Raw genomic sequence first — 19,833 nt, forward strand, 5'->3', positions numbered from 1 at the left:
AAACGGCGGGCCGAAGCCCGCCGCAGTGGTTTGCTTGGAGACCGGCGGCCACGTGGGCCGCCGGCTTCGAGGCATGCTTAGAAGGTGAATCGCAACCCGACCGCGTACTGCCGACCCAGGGCGTCGTACAGCTGCGGGAAGGTATTGCCCGAATTGGAACCCGTATCGGCGGCTTCGTTGCCGACCACCGGCGGATCCTTCTCGAACAGATTGTTGATGCCGAAGCTCAGGGAAGCCTGTTCCATGAACTGCCAGCTGCCGAACAGATCGAAGTAGTCGTACGAATCGATCTTCTGGAACTTCGGGAACACCGGCACGGCGCTCTCGATACCGCTCAGGTGACGCCACAACAGCGACACGGTGAAGTCGTTGTACATCCACGACGTACGCTGCAGCCAGCGGGTCTCGGGCAGCGGGCCGCCCTGAGGACCGTTACCGCAGTTCGTGCCGTAGGTGCCGACGCAATCCACCAGCGGGGTCAGCGAGCTGCTCTGCGACTCGTGCGTCAGGTACTTGTTGACGTTGGCCGACACACGCAGGTTGCCGAACTTGCCGATGTCGAAGCCGAGCGCCACGCCCAGTTCCACGCCTTCAGCGCGCAGATACTTCAGGTTGGTGGTGTAGGTTTCGATACCCGAGCCGTCGAGCGTCAAGCCGCCGCCGATACGGCGGATCTTGGCGCACTCCTCCGCGATGCCGCCCACGTAGCAGGCGTCCAGCACTTCCTGAGCGCCGAACTCGCCGATGACGTCGCTGATGTCGATGTCGTAGTAGTCGAGGGAGATCAGCACGTCATTCGCGAGCGGAATGAAGTCTGGCGTCCACACCACGCCGACGGTCAACGTATCAGCCTGTTCCGGCGTCGGCAGGTTGTTCAGGTCGGTGCCCTGGAACGAGTTGACCTGGCCCGACACGAGGTCGTTCACCACGCCGACCTGGCCAGCGGTCATGCCCGTGGACATACACAGCGCGCGCAGTTCCGGAGTGATGCTGCCGGCATTGGCCACCGAGCACGGATCGATCGTGGCATTGTCCAGCGCAGTGGTGTTCGGCGCCGCGAGCTCGCCCACGTTCGGAGCGCGAGCCGCGCGTTGCTTCATCACACGGAACAACACCTGATCGACCGGCTTGTAGCTCAGGCCGTACTTGTAGGTCCGGTTCGCACCGGACGGATCGTAGTCGGCATAGCGATAGCCGGCTTCCAGATCCAGCGCCCGGACGCCCGGCAGATCGCTAGCCAACGGCAGCAGCACTTCGCCGAACACTTCGCGAACGTCGAAACCGCCCGCGATCGGCAGGATGGAGCCGCCGGCGCCGCCCAAGCAGCTGGCCGGTTGCGTCTGCCAGCACAGGTCCGGCGTCGCGGTACCGAATTCTTCGCGGTACTCCACGCCGAAGCTCATTGCCAGCGGGCTGCCCGCCCACGGAATCTGCACGGCATTGATCGGGCCGCTGACCGAAGCGCCGACGATCTTCTGCTCATAGGCCTGCTGCTCGATCGCCGAAGCGCTCGAGTACGCGGCCATTTCCGGCGTAATCGAGCCGAACCCGCCGAACAGGTTCAACGGCACGCAACCCGGGTTGCCGCTGCGGCAAACCGGCACACCGTTGGGGCCCATGATCGCGTCGACGGCGTCTGCGGCGTTGGTCACGCTGGTATAGCCCGCGCTCACGTTGGAACGCTCGGCTTCGCCGTACTGACCGAACACGTCGTAGTCCCAGTCGCCGATCAGCTGGCCGCGCACACCGACCAGGATGTTGTACGAATTGTTCTCGTAGGTCGTGGAACGTGGACCGAACTCGACCGTACGACGCGAGTACGTGATGCGCACGTCGTCGGCTGCGTCGACCACGCCGTTGCCGTTCAAGTCACGCCAGTTGGGGAAGTCACCGCCGGTGCTGACGATCGGCTCGGCGCCGCCGCGGCCCGTGTTATACGCATCGATCAGCGTCTGCTGAGCGGAAGCGTTGATGAACGGGTTGCTGAGCGGAGTCCAGAACGCGCTGCCGAAGATGCCCGAGGCAGCGATCTGCTGGCGCACTTCCGTGCTGGTGTAGCCGAACCGTGCGTAGGCTTCGGCGTGTTCGTTCATCTCGAAGTGGCCCATCACCATACCGCCGACGCGCTGGAGCGGCGTCTGGTAATAGTTGTAGGGATTGAAGTTGAACACGCTGCAATTGGGGCCGATGTTGCCGTTGTCCCGGAACTGGCCGATAGAGCCGCCGCCTGCGATCGCGACGCGGGTCGGCAACGTCGTCGTCGAACCGCCGGACGCCACCGAGTTCGGGCCGCCGCAACCGTCCGGCGCCGGCGTCGGCGCGACGCCATTGAGGAAGTTTTGATAACCGGCGCCGCTGGCGGTCACGATACCCAGCTGGCCGAGCGGACGATCGCCCAGCATGACCGGCTCGCGATCGGTCCAGTTCAAGCCGACCACGATGTTGCCGCGACCGTCGGCGACATTGGCGCCCATTACGAACGACGCCGAACGCACATCGCCGTCCTTCTCGTCGAACTGCGAGAAGTCGGTGCTGAGGTCGACGCCTTCGAAGTCGCGCTTCATCACGAAGTTGACGGCGCCGGCGATGGCGTCGGAACCGTACACGGCCGAGGCGCCGCCGGTCACGATGTCGACGCGCTCGATCAGCGCGGTCGGAATGATGGACGTGTCGACCTGACCGTCATAATTGAACGGGGTGACGCGCTTGCCGTCGATCAGGATGAGGTTGCGCTGTGCTCCGAGGCCGCGGAGGTTGAGGGTCGCGGCGCCGGCCGTACCGTTGTTCACGTTCGAACCGTCACCCACGGCGGTGACCGGCAGATCGCGAAACACTTGCTCGATTTCCGTGGCCTGTTGCATGGAGATTTCATCGGTGCCGATCGACAGGATCGGGCTGGATGAAATTGCCCCGGGAACGGAAATGCGGGTGCCGGTGACTACGACTTCCTGGATGTTTTGATCTTCGGCCGCGTACACGGACTGCGCAGCCGTAACGGTCGCCGCGCCAGTCCACAATGCCAGGTGGACGGCACGCCGAATCGATTTACTCGTCGACATTAGAAAACCCTCCTGCGAGAGGTATGTTTGATCAGCTTTGTAAGCCCACCGCAGGTTGCAGACTGCGGTGCTCCCTTCTTGGCGTCCTTCTTCTACCGATCAGAAAAAAAATCGGATCCGACCCAAGCGTGGCTCCGAGCATACAACCGCGTTTCAGCTATTTAAAGGACTGTCGTTGTATACAAGCGTCAGTCTCGCCCAAGAAACGCACACATATACCGATTTGCGATGCACTGGACGTGACAAATCCGCCAGCGCACAAGCCTATTAGGACGCAATGTTGCTGGAAGACAACCGTAGGAGCACGCCTGCCGCGCGCTATGAGACGACGCTACTAACTTTGGTTAGTGGCGCCACCCGACCCAGGCCGGCGACAGGCTGTCGGACTTCCGCCGGCGGGTCGGTGTACACAGCGACCGAATTTCTTTAGAGAGACGCCAGACGCCGCTGCGCTGTCGGCCTGGCCCCCGTCGCTTGGGCACGGTCGCGCAAAAACTCCTTCAGAATGCGTGCGGTGTGCGACTCGCGAGCCGCACGCAATATGTCATCGGGCGAGCCCTGCACGACCACCTTGCCGCCCTCGGCGCCGCCTTCCGGACCCAGATCGATGATCCAGTCGGCTTCGGCGATCACATCCAGATCGTGCTCGATCACCACTACCGTGTTGCCCGCATCGACCAACCGGTGCAGGACGCGGATCAACTTCTCGACATCGGCCATGTGCAAGCCGACCGTGGGCTCGTCGAGCACATACAGCGTTCCCGGCAGCTTCTCGACGACCTCGCCCGGTTCCGGGGTGCGCAACATCCTCGACTCCCGCACCTTCGACAGCTCGGTCACCAGCTTGATGCGCTGGGCCTCGCCGCCCGACAGGGTCGGGCTCTGCTGTCCCAACGTGAGATAGCCGAGGCCCACATCCTGCAACAGGCGCAGACAGTGATGAATGCGCGTGTGCGCGCTGAAAAAGTCGACCGCTTCGTCGATGCTCATCATCAATACATCGCCGATGCTTCGGCCCTTGTACTGCACGCTGAGCGTGTCGTGATTGAAGCGGCGTCCGCCGCAGCTGTCGCAAACCACGCGCACGTCGGGCAGGAAGCTCATCTCGATCTTGCGCATGCCCTGGCCTTCGCACGCCTCGCAGCGGCCGCCAGCGGTGTTGAACGAGAATCGCGATGGCGTGTAACCGCGCATGCGCGCTTCCGGCGTCTCGGCGAACACTTTACGAATTGCGTCCCAGAAGCCGATGTAAGTCGCCGGGCACGAGCGCGGCGTCTTGCCGATCGGCGTCTGGTCCACTTCGAGAATGCGCTCGATCTGATCCCAGCCCGTGATCTCTTTACAGCCGCGCCATTCGAGCTTCGCGCCCTTGCGACGGCCCAGCGCCGCACGCAAGTTGTCGTGAAGCACGTCGCGCGCCATGGTGGACTTGCCCGATCCGGAAACGCCGGTGACGACGGTCAGTCGGTCCAGCGGCACCCTGCACGTTTGTTTCCGCAGGTTGTGCAGCGATGCTTCCTTGACGACCAGCGCCGGCGCTCGTGAGGTCACTTCGCGACGGTTGCCGATGGGATGCTGTAGCGGCTGCGCCAGCAAGCGCCCGGTGATCGACTCGGGCGAGCGCTCCAACTCGCTCGCCGTGCCCGCCGCCACGACACGTCCGCCTCGCGTACCCGCGCCTGGCCCGAGATCGAGCACGTAGTCCGCGCGACGAATAGTTTCTTCGTCGTGCTCGACGACCAGCAGCGAATTGCCCTTGGCGGCCAACTTGTCGAGCGTGTCCAGCAGAATGCGATTGTCACGCGGGTGCAGGCCGATGGTCGGCTCGTCCAGGATGTAACAGACGCCCTGCAGGTTCGAGCCGAGCTGCGCGGCCAGCCGAATACGCTGCGCTTCGCCGCCCGACAATGTCGGCGCCGAGCGATCCAGTGCGAGATATCCCAACCCTACGTCCTCGAGGAACGCCAGCCGCGAGTGGATCTCGGTGAGCACGTCACGCGCGATCTCGCCTTCGCGGCCTTTCAGCTTCAGCGTGTTGAATTGCTTGCGCATGTCGGAAACCGACTGCCCGGTCACCGCCGCGATCGACTGATCGCGGAAGCGGACGTTGCGAGCGATCGGATTGAGCCGCTCGCCCTCGCAGCTCTCGCAAACCTCGGCCTCCTGCTCGAACCACTCGTTCCACCAGATCTCCTCGCCGCTCTGCTCCTCATCGAAGCCTCGTATCTGCAAGCCAGTGCCATAGCAGTCTGCGCACCAACCATGCTTGGAGTTGAACGAGAACAACCGCGGATCGAGCTCGGCGAAGCTCTTGGCGCAGGAAGGGCAGGCGCGGCGCGTCGAGAAGATGGACAGGCCGGCGTTCGCCGCCAGGACGTTGCTGCCCTTCGCAACCTTCTTCGCCACCGGGGCCTTCTTCACCTTGACGCTTTCATCGAGCAAGTGGACCACGCCCTTGCCGAAGTCCAGCGCGGTGGTCAACGCCTCACGCAGCTCACGCTCGTTGCGAGCCGAGACCTGCACGGTCGCGACCGGCAACTCGATCGTGTGCTCCTGGAATCGCGACAAGCGCGGCCAGTTCTGCGTCGGCAGCAACTCACCGTCGACACGCAATTGTTCGTAGCCTTTCTTTGCGGCCCAGGCGGCGAGATCGGTATAGAAGCCTTTGCGGGCCACGACCAGCGGTGCGAGCAGGCTCACGCTCTTGCCGCGATAGTCACGGCAGATGCGAGCGAAGATCGATTCGAAGCTCTGTGGCTCGATCGGCACATCGCACTCCGGGCAATACTGAGTGCCCAGCTTCACGTACAGCAGACGCAGGAAGTGATAGATCTCGGTCAGCGTCGCCACGGTGCTCTTGCGGCCGCCGCGGCTGGTGCGCTGTTCGATCGCGACGGTCGGCGGAATGCCGAAGATCGCATCCACATCGGGACGCGAGGACGGCTGCACGAACTGCCGTGCATAGGCGTTGAGCGATTCGAGATAACGACGTTGCCCTTCACCGAACACGATGTCGAACGCGAGCGTCGACTTGCCCGAGCCGGACACACCGGTGACGACTGTGAACTTGTCGCGCGGCAGCTCGACATCGACGTTCTTGAGATTGTGCTCACGAGCGCCGTGGATGCTGATCGTGTTCGCGCGCGGACGATGAGCGGAAGCGGCCAACGGCACGACCGTGCGCTGATCGGCGATGTTCCAGCCGCTCTCGATTTCTCGAAGAGCCTTGCCGGTGTGCGATCCCGGCGCCTTCATCACTTCCGCCGGCGTGCCGACAGCGATGACTTCACCGCCTGCCTCACCGCCTTCGGGCCCCAGATCGATCAGCCAGTCCGACGCCGCGATCACGTCGAGGTTGTGCTCGATCACCAGCAACGAATGGCCGGCCGCGATCAGGCGGCGGAAGGCACGCAACAACTTGGCGATGTCGTCGAAGTGCAGGCCGGTCGTGGGCTCGTCGAATAGGAACAACTTGCCGGGCGTGGCGTCGTCGGACGACCTGACGGTCGCGCTTTCGGCCAGGTGCCCCGCCAGTTTCAAGCGCTGCGCTTCGCCACCGGAGAGCGTCGGCACCGGTTGACCGAGCCGCAGATAATCCAAACCCACTTCGGCGAGCGGCCGCAACGTAGCCAGCACTTCGCGTTCACCGGCGAAGAACTCCACCGCTTCCGACACCGTCATGTCGAGCACATCGGCGATGCTACGGCCCGGACCGGGTCCGCGGTTCAAGGTAACTTCGAGGATCTCGCCGCGATAACGCCGGCCGTTACAGTCCGCACAGCGCAGATACACGTCGGACAGGAATTGCATCTCGACATGCTCGAAGCCATTGCCGCCGCACGTCGGGCAGCGCCCGTTGCCGGAGTTGAAGCTGAAGGTGCCGATGGTATAGGCGCGCTCCTTCGCGAGCGGTTCATTGGCGAACAGCTTGCGGATCGCGTCGAACGCGCCAACGTAGCTGGCCGGATTGGAACGCGTCGTGCGGCCGATCGAAGTTTGATCGACCATCACGACTGCACTGATGTGTTCCGCGCCCTTGATGCTGTCGTGCTCGCCCGGCGCTTCCGTCGGCTTGCCGAAATGCTTGAGCAGCGCCGGATACAGCACATCTTGAATCAAGGTCGACTTGCCCGAGCCCGAAACGCCGGTGACGCACACCAGGCGTTGCAAGGGAATGGAGACGTCGATGCCCTTGAGATTGTGCTGCCGCGCGCCCTTCACTGTGAGCAAGGCACTCGGCGCAGCTTGAGCGGCATCAGGCGACACTTCGCTGACCTGCTTGCGGCCGAGCAGGTAATCCGCGGTGAGCGAGCGCTCCGCCTTCTTCAGCTCGGACGGCTCACCGAAGAACACGATCTCACCGCCCTTCTCGCCCGGCCCGGGGCCGACATCGATCAGCCGATCGGCGGCCTGCATGACTTGCGGATCGTGCTCGACGACGACCAGCGAATTGCCCGCCGCCTTCAAGCGACGCATCACATCGATGACGCGCCCCATGTCGCGCGGGTGCAAGCCGATCGACGGCTCATCCAGCACGAACAAGGTATTGACCAGCGACGTGCCGAGCGCCGTGGTCAGATTGATTCGTTGCACTTCGCCGCCCGACAGCGTGCGCGACTGACGATCGAGCGTTAGATAGCCGAGCCCCACATCGAGCAAATAACCGAAGCGCCCGCGGATTTCGCGCAGGACCAGGTCGCTCGCTTCATCCAGCGGTGCGGGCAGGGCCAGCCGATCGAAAAATTGTTTGCAACGATCGATGGGCAACAGCATCAGCTCGTGAATGCCGATGCCGGGCAGTTCCGCGAGCTGCTGGCCGGTCCATTGCACGCCGTTCGGCTTGAACCGCAAGTTGTCGGGTAACACGGCCTTGGCGTCCGCCTTCGTGCCGAGACGCCACACCAACGCATCCGTCTTCAGCCGCGCGCCATCGCACGCCGTACACGGCGTGTAAGCGCGGTATTTCGACAACAAGACGCGAATGTGCATCTTGTAGGATTTGGTTTCGAGCCAGGCGAAGAAACGGCGCACGCCGTACCACAGCTTGTCTTCCCAGCTGCCCTCGCCTTCGAGCACCCATTGCCGTTGCTCCTCGGTCAGGTCGCGCCACGGCACATCGATGGGAATGTTTCTTTTACGCGCGTACTTGATCAGATCGTCCTGGCACTCGCGATACGACTCGGTTTGCCACGGACGGATCGCACCGCCCTTCAGCGTCTTGCTTTCATCGGGCACGATCAGGCCGAAGTCGATGCCGATGATGCGACCGAAGCCACGGCACGACTCGCACGCACCCAGCGGCGAGTTGAACGAGAACAGGCTCGGCGTCGGCTCGCGGTAGTGAATATCACAATCGGCGCAGTGCAGATCCGAAGAGAATCGCCACGTCGCAGCGATCGCGGGCGTTTCGTTCTCGGCCGCGCGGGCACTACCATTCGACGCTTCCAGGACGTGCACCGCGACTCGGCCCCGACCCACGCGCAACGCGGCTTCGAGCGCCTCGATCACTCGTTCGCGATCCGTGTTATCGAAGCGGAAGCGGTCCTGAGTCATTTCCAGGACGACGCTTGCCTGCTCCTCGGCGCTCTTGCGTGCCTTCTTCGCCGATTTCTTCTTGCTCTTGGTGGGTTCAACGAGCGCTGCACGGTTCTCGATGCGCTGGAACAAGCGCGTATAGCCCTGCTTCTCCAGCAAGCTCAGCACTTCGGCCTCGCCGAAGTTGGCCGGCACCGGCACAGGGAATGTGACAACCACGCGTGCGGAGGCATGTCCATGTGCCTGCAGCCGTTCGCTCAACTCTTCATAAATGCTTTGCGCCGAGTCGCGCTTCACCGGCGCTGCGCACTGGCGGCAATACACCTGCGCGGCGCGAGAGAACAACAACTTCAAATGGTCGTTGAGCTCAGTCATCGTGCCCACGGTGGAGCGCGAGGTCCGCACCGGATTGGTCTGATCGATGGCGATGGCCGGCGGAATGCCGTCGATGCGCTCGACTTGCGGACGATCCATGCGGTCCAGGAACTGACGCGCGTACGGCGAGAAGGTCTCGACGTACCGGCGCTGCCCTTCGGCGTACAAAGTATCGAACACCAGCGAGGACTTGCCCGACCCGGACACGCCGGTAACGACGATCAGCTCGCCGGTGGGCAGCTCGAGGTGCAAGTTCTTGAGGTTGTTCTGGCGCGCGCCACGAATGACGATGGACTGGGACATGCTCACCCATGGCCAAAGGCCATGAACACTGTAGGAAAAACGGAACCGGGGACCCGGGAGGAGTAGATGCGGATTGTAAGCGCAGCTTCAACCACGCGCCCAATCGAGGGCGCATTGAATCCCCGAAAGCTGTCAGCCTTTGTCTAGTTAAAACGAGGGATCGGGCATCCTGCCACGACCCTCGTGCGAGGCGCCAAAAGGCGTGACTTTTGTCGCTCGCCGCCGCAAGCGGCGGGGTACATCCATGTACCCGGGGCTGGCCTTCCGCTAGGTATCTGTCGCGGACGTTACCAGCGGCGGCAGCGGACAGTGGACCGTGGCGCAGACCGCCCGGAGCAGTTCGGCCTCGCCGAGCGTCAGCTTTTGATCGTGGGTGACCGTCTTGACCAGCGCCTCGACCAGTTGCTCCTTCATGATGGGCGCCAACTGATCCAGCCGGCTCAGCGCCAGGTCGAGCGGCTGCGCCCAGTGCGCCAGATTTACGAAGGACGGCCGCTCTCGCGGCAGCAGGTGGTGCACGCCCACTTCATAGGCGCGACGGGACGTCGCGGCGTCAGAGTGGCCGTGCTGAGCGAGCACCGAAAACAGCACCTGAATGTCCTTCTGCACGGCGCTCAACGGCAGCTGCCGGGTGCGAGCGACGGGATTCAGGTCATCGTTCAGATGCACTTGCGCGAGCTTGCGAAGCACGTAGCTCTGCAAGGAAACCCGCCCTTCCCGCTGCAGCATCCCGTTCAACGTCGACATCAGCTGCATGCGCTCGTCTCGCGTCAGCTGACGCAGCGCTGGAACTGCCCCCAGCAACGCCGGCATGCGTTGCTCAGGCTCGAGCGCATCGACAGCGCTCAGCAGCTCAGCCAGGTCGTCCGCCGTTTGAACACCCAGCTGCTGGCTGATGAATTGCCGCTGTCTCTCACGCGCTTCGGAATTCGCATCGAGCGCCAACGCCAACATCAGCGTGCGCGCCGACTGCGGATGGCGGCTGGCGGAGACGATCTCGTCGGGTAGTGATTTGCGAATGTCCCGCGCCACTTGCATATGAATCGTGCCGGGATTGCCGACCAGTGCCGCGACGCTGGCCGACGCGGCGCCGCCAGGCACGTTGATCAACGAATCCAAGCGCTCCGCGGATGTTTGTTTCGGAGCTGCGTCCGCATTCTTCTGTTCGGCGAGACGCGCCATTTCTGCTCGAGCACGCTCGAATTCTTTTGGATCGAAGCGCGGATCGATCGCTTTGAGCCGATCTTCCAGCGCCGGATGCGTGGCAAAGAACCGGTTCATGCCCGGCGCGAACAGCATGTGCGCGACTTCTTCGACTTCCAAATTACCGATCCTCGACCCGCCCGAAAGCGCGCCTATTTTCACCAGCGCCCCCCGCAAGCCAGTGGGATCGCGCGTGAACTGCACGGCCGACGCGTCAGCCAACGACTCGCGGCTGCGAGACACCGCAGCCTGGATGAGGCGACCGAAGAACAAGCCGATGTACCCGACAACCATCACCGCGAGGGCCACCAGCAGCACCGGCATCGCCTTCTTGGAGTCGCGGCCGCCGGAGGAGAGCCGGAGCACGGTGCGGCCGATCAGCGCGATCACCAGCAACCCGAACAGCAAACCCATCAGCCGAATGTTCAGCCGCATGTCGCCATTCAAGATGTGACTGAACTCATGTGCGATCACGCCTTGCAGCTCGGCGCGATTCAGCGTCGTCAGCGTGCCGCGCGTGACCCCAATCGCTGCGTTCGCCGGATTGTGACCGGCGGCGAAAGCATTGATGCCGGTCTCCTGCTCCAGCAAGTAGACCTCTGGCATGGGCACACCCGAGGCGATCGCCATTTCTTCGACGACGTTGAGCAAGCGGCGTTGCTGCGGATCGGTGGTATCCGGCGAGACACGCACGCCACCGAGCGAGCGCGCGACCACACCGCCGCCGCCACCCAGCACCACAGTTTTGTAGAGGCTCGCCAGCGCGATGATGCCCACCACCACCAGCGTCGTGAGCAACACCGTGCCCGGGTGAGCGCTCATCCACTCACCCATCGTCGGCGAATAGCCGGTCCGGTTTGCTTCTCCCAGAGACAGCACGAAGCACACGACCGCATTGACCGCCGCCGCCACGGCCAGCACGGCGGCGACGAACAGCACGACGAGCCAGCGGGTCGTACGTCGCGACTGTTCCTGTCGCTCGAAGAAGTTCATGCGCCGGACCGGGTTGTCAGAACTTGACCACCGGCACCGCGCGCTTCTCGGGCGACTCGATCTCCAGCAGCTGCGCCGGCAGGAACGAGAACATGTTGGCGACGATGCTGTTCGGGAACATTTCGCGGCTGTTGTTGTACGTCATCACGGCATCGTTGAACGCCTGCCGCGCGAACGCGACTTTGTTCTCGGTCGAGGTCAGCTCTTCCGACACCTGCATCATGTTCTGGTTGGCCTTCAGGTCCGGATAGGCTTCGGCCAGCGCGAACAGCCGGCCCAGCGCGCCGCTCAGCGCGTTCTCCGCACCGGACAGCTGTTGAACGGCATTGGGATCGGTCGGATTCGCGGCGGCATTCTTCAAGCCGACGACCGCGGCGTTACGAGCAGTGATCACCGCTTCGAGCGTCTCGCGCTCGTGCTTCATGTAGCCCTTCGCCGTTTCCACCAGGTTCGGGATCAGGTCATGACGGCGCGTGAGCTGCACGTCGATCTGCGCGAACGCATTCTTGTACGCGTTCCGGCCGCCGACCAGCTTGTTGTAGATGGAAATGAAAAAAAGCGCGATCAGGACGATGACGATGAAAACGATCCAGCCCATCTGACGACCTCCACGGCAAATGCCGCATCAAAGCATACCCAATGCGCCCGGCTCTCGAGCGGCTCGCCGGCCAACGGCCGCCCGCGACCGGCAAACGGGCTTCGCCCGCACCGGTTAAGTGACTCAGTTCACAGCTGACGCGGCGAGCGCGCCTTCCAACCAGGCTTGCACCGCCCCACTGGTGATCTGATCTTGCAACCACCGATCGACCTGGCCGCGGAGCGCTTCCTCTCGCGGCAGCAGGATCGCCTTGTCACCGCGAGTGAACGTGGCCGAAGTCGCGCGACACAGTCGTTTGTCACGGCGCGCCTGCAAGTCAACCTCAACGTCATCGGTCACCATGACATCCGCTCGACCGCCCGCGATCTCAGCAAAGATCGTGCGATTGTCCGGATGCACGGTGACCTGCGCGCGACTCAGCCGCTCGCGCACGAACTGCTGGTTGGTGCCACCGGGGTTCACGACGACACGCACCTCGGGACGATCGATTTCTTCGACGGTGTCGAAGCGCGTCTCGGTGCCACAGCGAACGATGGCTGTCTTGCCGCCCTGATGATAGGGAACGGAGAACGCGGCAAGCTTGGCGCGTTCCGGCGTGATGCTGACTCCACCGAGCGCGATATCGAAGCGCTGTGCCTGGTAGTCCCGCATCAGCGTGCTCCAGCTCGTGCTCACAAACTGCGGTTGCGCGCCCAGCGATTTCGCCAGCGCCTCGCCCATCTGCACGTCAGCGCCGGAAAGCTCGCCGCCACGCTCCAGCGTAAACGGCGCGTAGTCCCCGGTCATGCCGATGCGCAGCACTTTGCTGGCTGCGATTCGTTCGAGCACTGGCATCGCGGACGGACGCAGCCGGCTCACTGCTTTCAACAACGATTCTTGATCATCCTTTTGCAACCCCGGCATGACGATCTTTGCGGCTTGCGGTCGATAGCGAGTGGCAAAGCCGTCCGTCATCAGCTCGGGCAACGCGAGATAGACGGAGCGCAGCAGCTCGTTTCCGAGGCGGTCCAACTCCGGACGAATCTCATTCTTCAAATCCCGGATCGGCTCGTTGACTGGCTGCTGAATCTTCCATGACTCAATGAAGTGCTCCTGCACGTCACGCGCCATGCGGATCTGCAGCGAGAACAGCTCGCGCGCCGGCGCGGCGTCGATGCCGAGGCGCTGCGCTTGGGCAACGGTCGCGTCGAGAACTTGTTGCTCGCGGGTGGGGTCGGCTACAGGCACGTGGTTTGCGAACTTCCAGGCTGCGACCGAGCGCATCAGCTCGAGCCGCTGCTGCATCAGGTCGAACACGCGAGCCACGTCATTCGGCCCGCTAAAGCTCGCAGCGACGCCGATGTTGGCCGTGAACAGCATCGCGAGCGCGATCCAAATGCGTTTGTGCAGTGACATGCTTTCCCCTCGAGGCGGGGAAATGTAGCACTTCGCTTCAGACAAAAAAGCAAAACCCGCCGGGTCGCCGGCGGGTCTTTCAAGCAACGATCGGCCGCTTAGCGACGCGGTCCAAACAGATCGAACAGCCGGCTCAGCAGCGTGGGCTCGAACACATCGGCCTCGATGGCCGTGTGCATGACCGGCACGTCGGCCAGGTTCACGCGAATCTCGTCCTCGCCGCGCGGCTTGGAAAAGTCATACACCCGCGTCGTCGCTTGTTCCTGCTGCGGAGCTCGGGAAGGCGCGGCCGCGGCTGTGCGACGAACCTGAGTCTGGGCGGGGCTGGCGGCGCTCATCGATGTCCTCCAAAGAGATCCGTGGGAAAGTCGCGGGCAGACTAGAGGAAGTGATCGAGCCGCCGTGTGAGGCAAATCACGTTCGCGCGTCACGTGCGATGCTCGAATGCCACGCCTCGAGGCGGCGCGGTTTTATGTCGTGCGCTTGTCGCCGGCTACAGACGACGGAACCTCTTGCACTCGGCGCTCAAATAGAGAACGTTGCACCAATGCTGACCACAATCAGAATTCCGCTGCTCATCGCGACGCTGCTGCTCGCCGCCGCTTGCTCGAAAGAACCCAAGCCGGCGACAGCGCCGAGCACAGCGCTCGTCGAGCAAAGCGCTGCCGATCCGGCGCAAGGATCGATGGACGAATTTCACGGCTCGTTTGCACCGGGCGGAATCGCGGCGACTTACAGCGCGAAATTCAAGGAAGGAAAAATTCAGAGCCTGGAGGAGACACGTCAGGCGACGTCACAAACCGCCACTTATGAGTTCCTTGGCGCGCGCTTGATGAAATACAGCGGCGCCGCGCTCAATTCGAACGACACCATCGAGCTCGAGTTCGATCAGCAGGGCAAAGTGTTGAGAGCAAGAGCTGGCAACAAGGAAGCAAGCGCCGAAGAGATCGCTGCGATACGCGATCGCGCTCAAGCGCTACGCAGTCACGCGGTCTCGCAACATGACGTGAAGGGGCACGACAAGGTCTAGTCCCGTCGCAGCGGCAGCCTGATTTCCACCCGCAAACCACCAGTCGCCGCGTTCTGGGCACGCACCTGGCCTTTATATAAGCCGACGACGCGCGCAGTGATCGCCAGGCCAATGCCGGTGCCGCCCGAATCCCGATCGCGCGATTCGGCAACTCGATAGAAGGGCTCGAAGATGTGCGCCAGCTCGGCTTCCGGCACGCCCGGACCGTGATCCTCGATCGCAATCAAGGCATCGCGGTGCTCGCGAACCAGTGACACCGCCACGGCTGTGCCCGGCTTGGTAAAGCGCACGGCATTACGCAGGACGTTTTCGATGGCGCTGCGCATGAGGTCGTGATCGCCATTGAGCCAGAGGCTTTCGCCCGGCGTCCAATCGACGTTCTTGTCGGCGGCGCTTGCTTCCAGACGTGCGTCTTCGACCACCTCGTTCAACAGAGTGGTCACATCGATGGGCTCGAGCGGCAACGTCGGCTTGTATGAGCGCAGCTGCGACAGCTGCAACATCTGACCGATCAGAGTATCGAGGCGCTCGGCCTCGAGCTCGATGCGATCCAGTTGTTTGACGATGTCCGCCTGCGGGCGGCGCGCCAGGCCCGATGCCACACGCAGCCGGGCCAGCGGCGAGCGCAGCTCGTGCGACATCGCCCGCAACAGATCTTCTCTCGATGCGATCAGGGTGCGGATGTGGTCCGCCATGGCGTCGAAGTCTCGCGCCAGTACGCCCAGCTCGTCGCGACGGCTCGAGAACTCCTCGCCCACTCTTTCATCGAGATTCCCGGCCGCCAGCGAGCGTGCGCTCGACTGCAGACGTTCCAACGGCTTGCTGATGTAGTGCGCCAGCCACCAGCACACCAGACCGCTGATGACCAGCGCGAACGCGAACACCACCAATCGCACATCCGATGCCTGCAGTGGACTGATCGGCGAGCGCTGGCCGATCATCACTGTATAAACAGTGCCGTCGCGATCGGTGAACAGCGGCGTCAGCAACAGCGGATCGTCGCGCCCGTTGGGCGGCGGCTCGCGGCCGAAGAAGCCCGCGTCCTTCAACCGATTTGCGTAACTGCGATAAGTCGGCGGCAGCGGACGTTGCAGAATGTCCTGACCATCCGGACGCACCACATAGATGTGCCGCCCGGGAAAACGATCTTCGGCGCTCTCGATCCAGGCATACAGATCCTTCATGCCGCCGACCAGCAGCCGGTTCTGTGCTTCCGAAGCGAGTTGTCGAATGTTGGGCGAAGCCGTCTGATCGCGTTGAAAGCGATACCAGGCCACGGCCGCGGTGGTGGCGAGCACCAGCAGCGTCGCCACCCAGAACGACAGGAAGATGCGAAGGAACAGCGAGCGCACTGGAGCCTCAGAGCCGCGCTATGGGCAACCGCTCAGACACGTTGCTCGGCACGCACTTCGCCGGTGGCGATCAGCACGTAGCCCGCGCCACGAATACTACGAATCTCAGGCAAGCCGTTCTCACCCAAGCCGAGCTTGCGACGCAAGTTGCTCACGTGAGTATCGATGCTGCGGTCATAAGGAGTGAGCCGGCGGCCGAGTACTCGCTCCGTCAGCGATTCGCGCGATTGCACTTGTCCGACCGCTCGCATCAACACTTCGAGCAGCCGCAGCTCGGTGCCGGTCAGCCGCACCGATTCACCGGACAATGTGACTTCGAAGGTGGCCGGGTCGAGGCGCAACGGGCCGACGCTCACGGGATGCGCCGGTGTATCGGCATCACGCGGCGAGAATCGCCGGAGCACGGCACGCACGCGAGCCACCAGCTCGCGCGGATTGAAAGGTTTCGAGAGGTAGTCATCGGCGCCCAGCTCCAGGCCGACGATGCGATCCACGTCGGCGCCGTGCGCCGTCAACATGATGACGGGCACCGACAGGCTGTGACGCAGACGACGCAGCACCTCGAAGCCGCTGAGCGAGGGCAACATCACGTCGAGGATCACCAGATCGAAAGGGTGCGACTCGCCGGTGAGACGCTCGAGGGCGTCGGCGCCATCGCGCACGATGGACACCTGGAAGCCTTCGCCGGTCAGATACTCGGTGAGCATCTGACCCAGCTCGCGGTCGTCATCCACGATCAAAACGGAAGCAGGCAAGGTCATGGGCTGGACCATGGCACACCAAAAAAGCGCGGGTTGCGAAGTTTCGTCAAGTTCTGCCTACAGGCAGGTTTGACCGGGCGGGACGATACTTCGTTTTGTGCAACCCCGTCGATGCATGCCGTTGCCCTACAGCGGATGTCCGGCGTTTTCTCTCGCCAGCTCATTCCCGCAGGATGCGCTCCGCGCCGTCGGAACCCCGTTTTAAGCCTCCGCGTTCCCTCCCCGCCCGGGCGAGATGAGACGAGACGCGCCTATCTGGATCAACAAGCTCGATCAACGAGGAGACGATCATGACCAAATTGATTGCATTCCTGGCAGCGGCCCTGCTGTCCGTGACTGCGTTCGCCGGCGACAACAAGGACAAAAAGGATCACTCGATGAAATCCTCCGCGGCGACCTTCGACTCCCTGGACAAGAACGGCGATGCCCAGCTCAGCAAGACTGAAGCGGCCGCCGACAAATCGCTGGCGGACAGCTTCGCCTCGGCCGACACCAACGGCGATGGCTACCTGAGCAAGACGGAATTCACGGCTCGCACCAAGAGCTGAGGCGCACTGCCGTTTTCGTTTTCGTTCAGCAACCGGCCCTATCGCGCCTGCCAGTGACGGTGCGGTAGGGCCTCGTCGTCTCTGCTACCCTTGATCTATGGCCGTACCCTGGTTACAAATCGTGCAGCTCGTGCCTTCCATCGTCGATGTGTCGCGCGAGCTCCTGAAACGCACCAAACAAATGCCGCCGCCGGAAGTGGCGCCGGTTCCCAACGACAGCGATGAGCTGATCAGGCGTGTGTTACGCCTGGAAGAAAACGAGCGGCGTCAGGCCGAGCTGGTCAACGAAATGGCGCAGCAGCTGGCGAATCTGACGCGAGCGGCTACCGCTCTGCACCGTCAATCGCTGTGGCTGGGCGGCACCGCCGTGGTGGCCATCGTCGTCGCCGTGATTGCGATCGGGATGGCCGCCAGCCAGTAAGCCCCAGCCAAATCCAGGTTATTTCGCGGCTGCCTGATACAACGGCAGCACCAGCGGCACGTTCTTTTCGAGATCGCGAATACGCGACTCGCCCGACGGGTGGGTGCTCAGGAATTCCGGCGGACCGCCGCCGCCCGCCTTGCTCATCTTCTGCCACAGCGTGACGGCCGCGTTCGGGTCATAGCCCGCGCGCGCCATCAATTCCAGACCGATGCGATCGGCCTCGGCTTCCTGCTCGCGACTGTGCGGCAGCGTAAATGTCACAGCCGAAACCTGACTGGCGATTTGCATCGTCGTCGCCTCGGCGCCAGTGGCCACAGCCACACCGGCGAGCACCAGCTGTTCAGCATAGGCGCGAGACAAGCGTTCGCGTGAGTGTTCGCGCAACGCGTGCGCGATTTCGTGACCGATGACGGCGGCGAGCTCGGCATCGCTCGGCTTGATCGTATCGATCAGGCCGGTGTAGACCATGATCTTGCCGCCGGGCATGCAGTACGCGTTCACGTCCTCGGAGCTCTGCACGTTGACTTCCCAATTCCAGCCGGTGGCGTCGGGACGAAACGTCCTGGTCTGTGGGATCAGGCGCTGCGAAATCTTCTGCACCCGATCGTAGACTTGTTTGTCCTTGTTCAACGCGCCAGCCTGGCGCGCCTTGTTCACTTCCTGGTCGTAAGCAACCTTGGCGCCCTCGTCCACCTGCTCGGATGAGACCGCCATCATCTGCTTGCGAGTGACGCCGATCGCACCGGGCTGCGTGGTCTGCACGCTCTGACAGGCGGTCGCCAGCACGGCGACAGCAGCAATGACCAGGGAGCGTATGCGCATGAAATCCTCCAGAACCGTTCGGGACAGATTCTAAATCTGTCCGCTCTGATGTCACTAGTTCACTATGGCTTGGACGGTTCCTGTTTGGGCGCTTCTTTCGGTGCTTCAGGATTGCCGTTGGTCACGTACCGCGCCAGGCGCTGCAATTGGCCGCCCAGCACTTCGTCGACGATGGGCGCCCAGTCGGCCAGCGGCCGGTCGGCGAAGCCACCGACGTTGTATGTGAACGTGATGCGAGAGCCGCCCGCCGCCGACTCGATCTGCCACGTCATCACGCCGTTTACGCCGAATTCCTGCAACGGCCCGAGCGCGCCGTTGACTCGCAATGTTTTGGCGGGCTGCGCATACACGACGGTGCCGTGCTCGATGCCGGCATACAAGCTCAGCTTCTCGCAGAAACAACCCCGCACATGAGGCTCTAGCGAAAGATTGCGCGCATCGCCCGAGTAGGTGTGCTCGGGATCCCACCATTTCGCGACATCGGCAAGCGCGGCCCAAATGACCGGCGGCGCGACATTCGGCGTCTCGGCCGTGTGGCGCAGATTGAAGCCGCTCGGCCCGGCGCTGACGATCTCGGCGCGCGCCGCGCCGGTCACCGATAAAGCGCCCAGGACAGCCGTCGCGATCAGGCGTACACGCATTATTGTTTCCTCTCCAGGGACTCACCGCTGCGGACCGCGCATGGTAATCCCTGCGGGCGAAGGATGGTAACCTAGCGTCCATGAGCCAGAAAAAAAGCCATCGCACCCGAAAACCTGCCGATAACGGCCTGCCCGAGGCACACGTGCAGGCGCCGACGGTGAGCGAACAGGAGGCGCGTCAGGCGGTCGAGACGCTGCTGCGCTGGGCGGGAGAAGATCCGTTGCGGGAAGGCTTGCGTGACACGCCCAAGCGCGTCGTCCACGCCTATCGCGACTGGTTTTCCGGCTATCTGAGCGACCCCGCCGACTATCTGCGCCGCACCTTCGAGGAAGTGGCCGGTTACGACGAGATGGTCGTGCTGCGAAACATCGAGTTCGAATCCCACTGCGAGCATCACATGGCGCCCATCATCGGCCGTGCGCACGTGGGCTATCTGCCGACCAACAAGGTCGTGGGCATCAGCAAGCTGGCCCGAGTCGTCGACGGTTACGCACGGCGCTTCCAGGTCCAGGAGAAGCTCACCGCGCAAATCGCCCGCTGCATCGACGACGTGCTCAAGCCGCGTGGCGTGGGTGTCGTGATCGACGCGATCCATCAATGCATGACCACCCGCGGCGTGCACAAGCGGGGCGTGTCGATGATCACGAGTAAAATGCTGGGCGACTTCCGCGAAGACGCACGCACCCGCAACGAATTCCTGCGCTTCATCGACATCTCGAGCGGCTAGATTTAACACTCGACGTCGGGGACTCCCGCAATTCCTCACGCTCACGCCGCGAGTGTGACGGCGTTC

Annotated in this window: 14 protein-coding genes; 4 read left to right on the top strand and 10 right to left on the bottom strand. The window is 63.1% G+C overall.

Annotated elements, in window-relative coordinates:
- Positions 1-77: 77 nt before the first annotated feature.
- From EK373_RS01345 to EK373_RS01370, 6 genes are all read right to left on the bottom strand, one after another.
- Complete coding sequence (locus tag EK373_RS01345) at positions 78-3,059, bottom strand: TonB-dependent receptor domain-containing protein (RefSeq protein WP_129640953.1); 2,982 nt, start codon at positions 3,057-3,059, stop codon at positions 78-80.
- Between the two features lie 426 nt (positions 3,060-3,485).
- Positions 3,486-9,272 carry an excinuclease ABC subunit UvrA gene (gene uvrA / locus EK373_RS01350; protein WP_129640954.1) on the bottom strand — a complete coding sequence of 1,929 codons (5,787 nt, stop codon included), beginning with the start codon at positions 9,270-9,272 and terminating at the stop codon, positions 3,486-3,488.
- A 267-nt stretch (positions 9,273-9,539) separates the two neighbouring features.
- Entirely contained in the window at positions 9,540-11,468 is a 1,929-nt protein-coding gene (locus tag EK373_RS01355; RefSeq protein WP_129640955.1) for a M48 family metallopeptidase, read from the bottom strand.
- 16 nt (positions 11,469-11,484) lie between these two features.
- The gene (locus tag EK373_RS01360) at positions 11,485-12,066 is read right to left on the bottom strand and encodes a LemA family protein (RefSeq protein WP_129640956.1); all 582 of its coding nucleotides are present in this window, start codon (positions 12,064-12,066) and stop codon (positions 11,485-11,487) included.
- 123 nt (positions 12,067-12,189) lie between these two features.
- The gene (aroQ, locus tag EK373_RS01365) at positions 12,190-13,461 is read right to left on the bottom strand and encodes a gamma subclass chorismate mutase AroQ (RefSeq protein ID WP_129640957.1); all 1,272 of its coding nucleotides are present in this window, start codon (positions 13,459-13,461) and stop codon (positions 12,190-12,192) included.
- A gap of 98 nt (positions 13,462-13,559) precedes the next feature.
- Complete coding sequence (locus tag EK373_RS01370; protein ID WP_129640958.1) at positions 13,560-13,799, bottom strand: hypothetical protein; 240 nt, start codon at positions 13,797-13,799, stop codon at positions 13,560-13,562.
- Positions 13,800-14,008: 209 nt separating this feature from the next.
- On the opposite strand from EK373_RS01370, the gene EK373_RS01375 reads away from it, so the two are divergent.
- Positions 14,009-14,491, top strand: coding sequence for a hypothetical protein (locus EK373_RS01375; RefSeq protein ID WP_129640959.1), 483 nt, complete (start codon positions 14,009-14,011; stop codon positions 14,489-14,491).
- Here EK373_RS01375 and EK373_RS01380 read toward each other — a convergent pair.
- On the bottom strand, positions 14,488-15,843 hold the full coding sequence (locus EK373_RS01380) for an ATP-binding protein (protein ID WP_129640960.1): 1,356 nt from the start codon (positions 15,841-15,843) through the stop codon (positions 14,488-14,490). The two genes, EK373_RS01375 and EK373_RS01380, sit on opposite strands and share 4 nt — an antisense overlap.
- A 32-nt stretch (positions 15,844-15,875) precedes the next feature.
- Positions 15,876-16,604 (bottom strand): response regulator transcription factor, encoded by a 729-nt coding sequence (locus EK373_RS01385; RefSeq protein WP_129640961.1) that lies wholly within the window; start codon positions 16,602-16,604, stop codon positions 15,876-15,878.
- Between the two features lie 290 nt (positions 16,605-16,894).
- Between EK373_RS01385 and EK373_RS01390 the strand changes: the two genes are divergently transcribed.
- Together EK373_RS01390 and EK373_RS01395 are read left to right on the top strand one after the other, a co-directional pair.
- Positions 16,895-17,152: an EF-hand domain-containing protein gene (locus tag EK373_RS01390; RefSeq protein WP_129640962.1), complete on the top strand. Its 258-nt coding sequence runs from the start codon at positions 16,895-16,897 to the stop codon at positions 17,150-17,152.
- Between the two features lie 97 nt (positions 17,153-17,249).
- Positions 17,250-17,573, top strand: coding sequence for a hypothetical protein (locus tag EK373_RS01395; protein WP_129640963.1), 324 nt, complete (start codon positions 17,250-17,252; stop codon positions 17,571-17,573).
- An 18-nt stretch (positions 17,574-17,591) separates the two neighbouring features.
- Here EK373_RS01395 and EK373_RS01400 read toward each other — a convergent pair whose 3' ends face one another.
- Together EK373_RS01400 and EK373_RS01405 are read right to left on the bottom strand one after the other, a co-directional pair.
- Positions 17,592-18,398 (bottom strand): M48 family metallopeptidase, encoded by an 807-nt coding sequence (locus EK373_RS01400; protein WP_129640964.1) that lies wholly within the window; start codon positions 18,396-18,398, stop codon positions 17,592-17,594.
- Positions 18,399-18,460: 62 nt separating this feature from the next.
- Positions 18,461-19,039: an SRPBCC family protein gene (locus EK373_RS01405; protein WP_129640965.1), complete on the bottom strand. Its 579-nt coding sequence runs from the start codon at positions 19,037-19,039 to the stop codon at positions 18,461-18,463.
- Positions 19,040-19,119: 80 nt separating this feature from the next.
- Between EK373_RS01405 and folE the strand changes: the two genes are divergently transcribed.
- The gene (gene folE, locus EK373_RS01410; protein WP_129640966.1) at positions 19,120-19,767 is read left to right on the top strand and encodes a GTP cyclohydrolase I FolE; all 648 of its coding nucleotides are present in this window, start codon (positions 19,120-19,122) and stop codon (positions 19,765-19,767) included.
- Positions 19,768-19,833: the final 66 nt, after the last annotated feature.

Source organism: Peristeroidobacter agariperforans, from assembly GCF_004138335.1.
In the GTDB taxonomy this organism is placed as follows: Bacteria; Pseudomonadota; Gammaproteobacteria; order Steroidobacterales; family Steroidobacteraceae; genus Steroidobacter; species Steroidobacter agariperforans.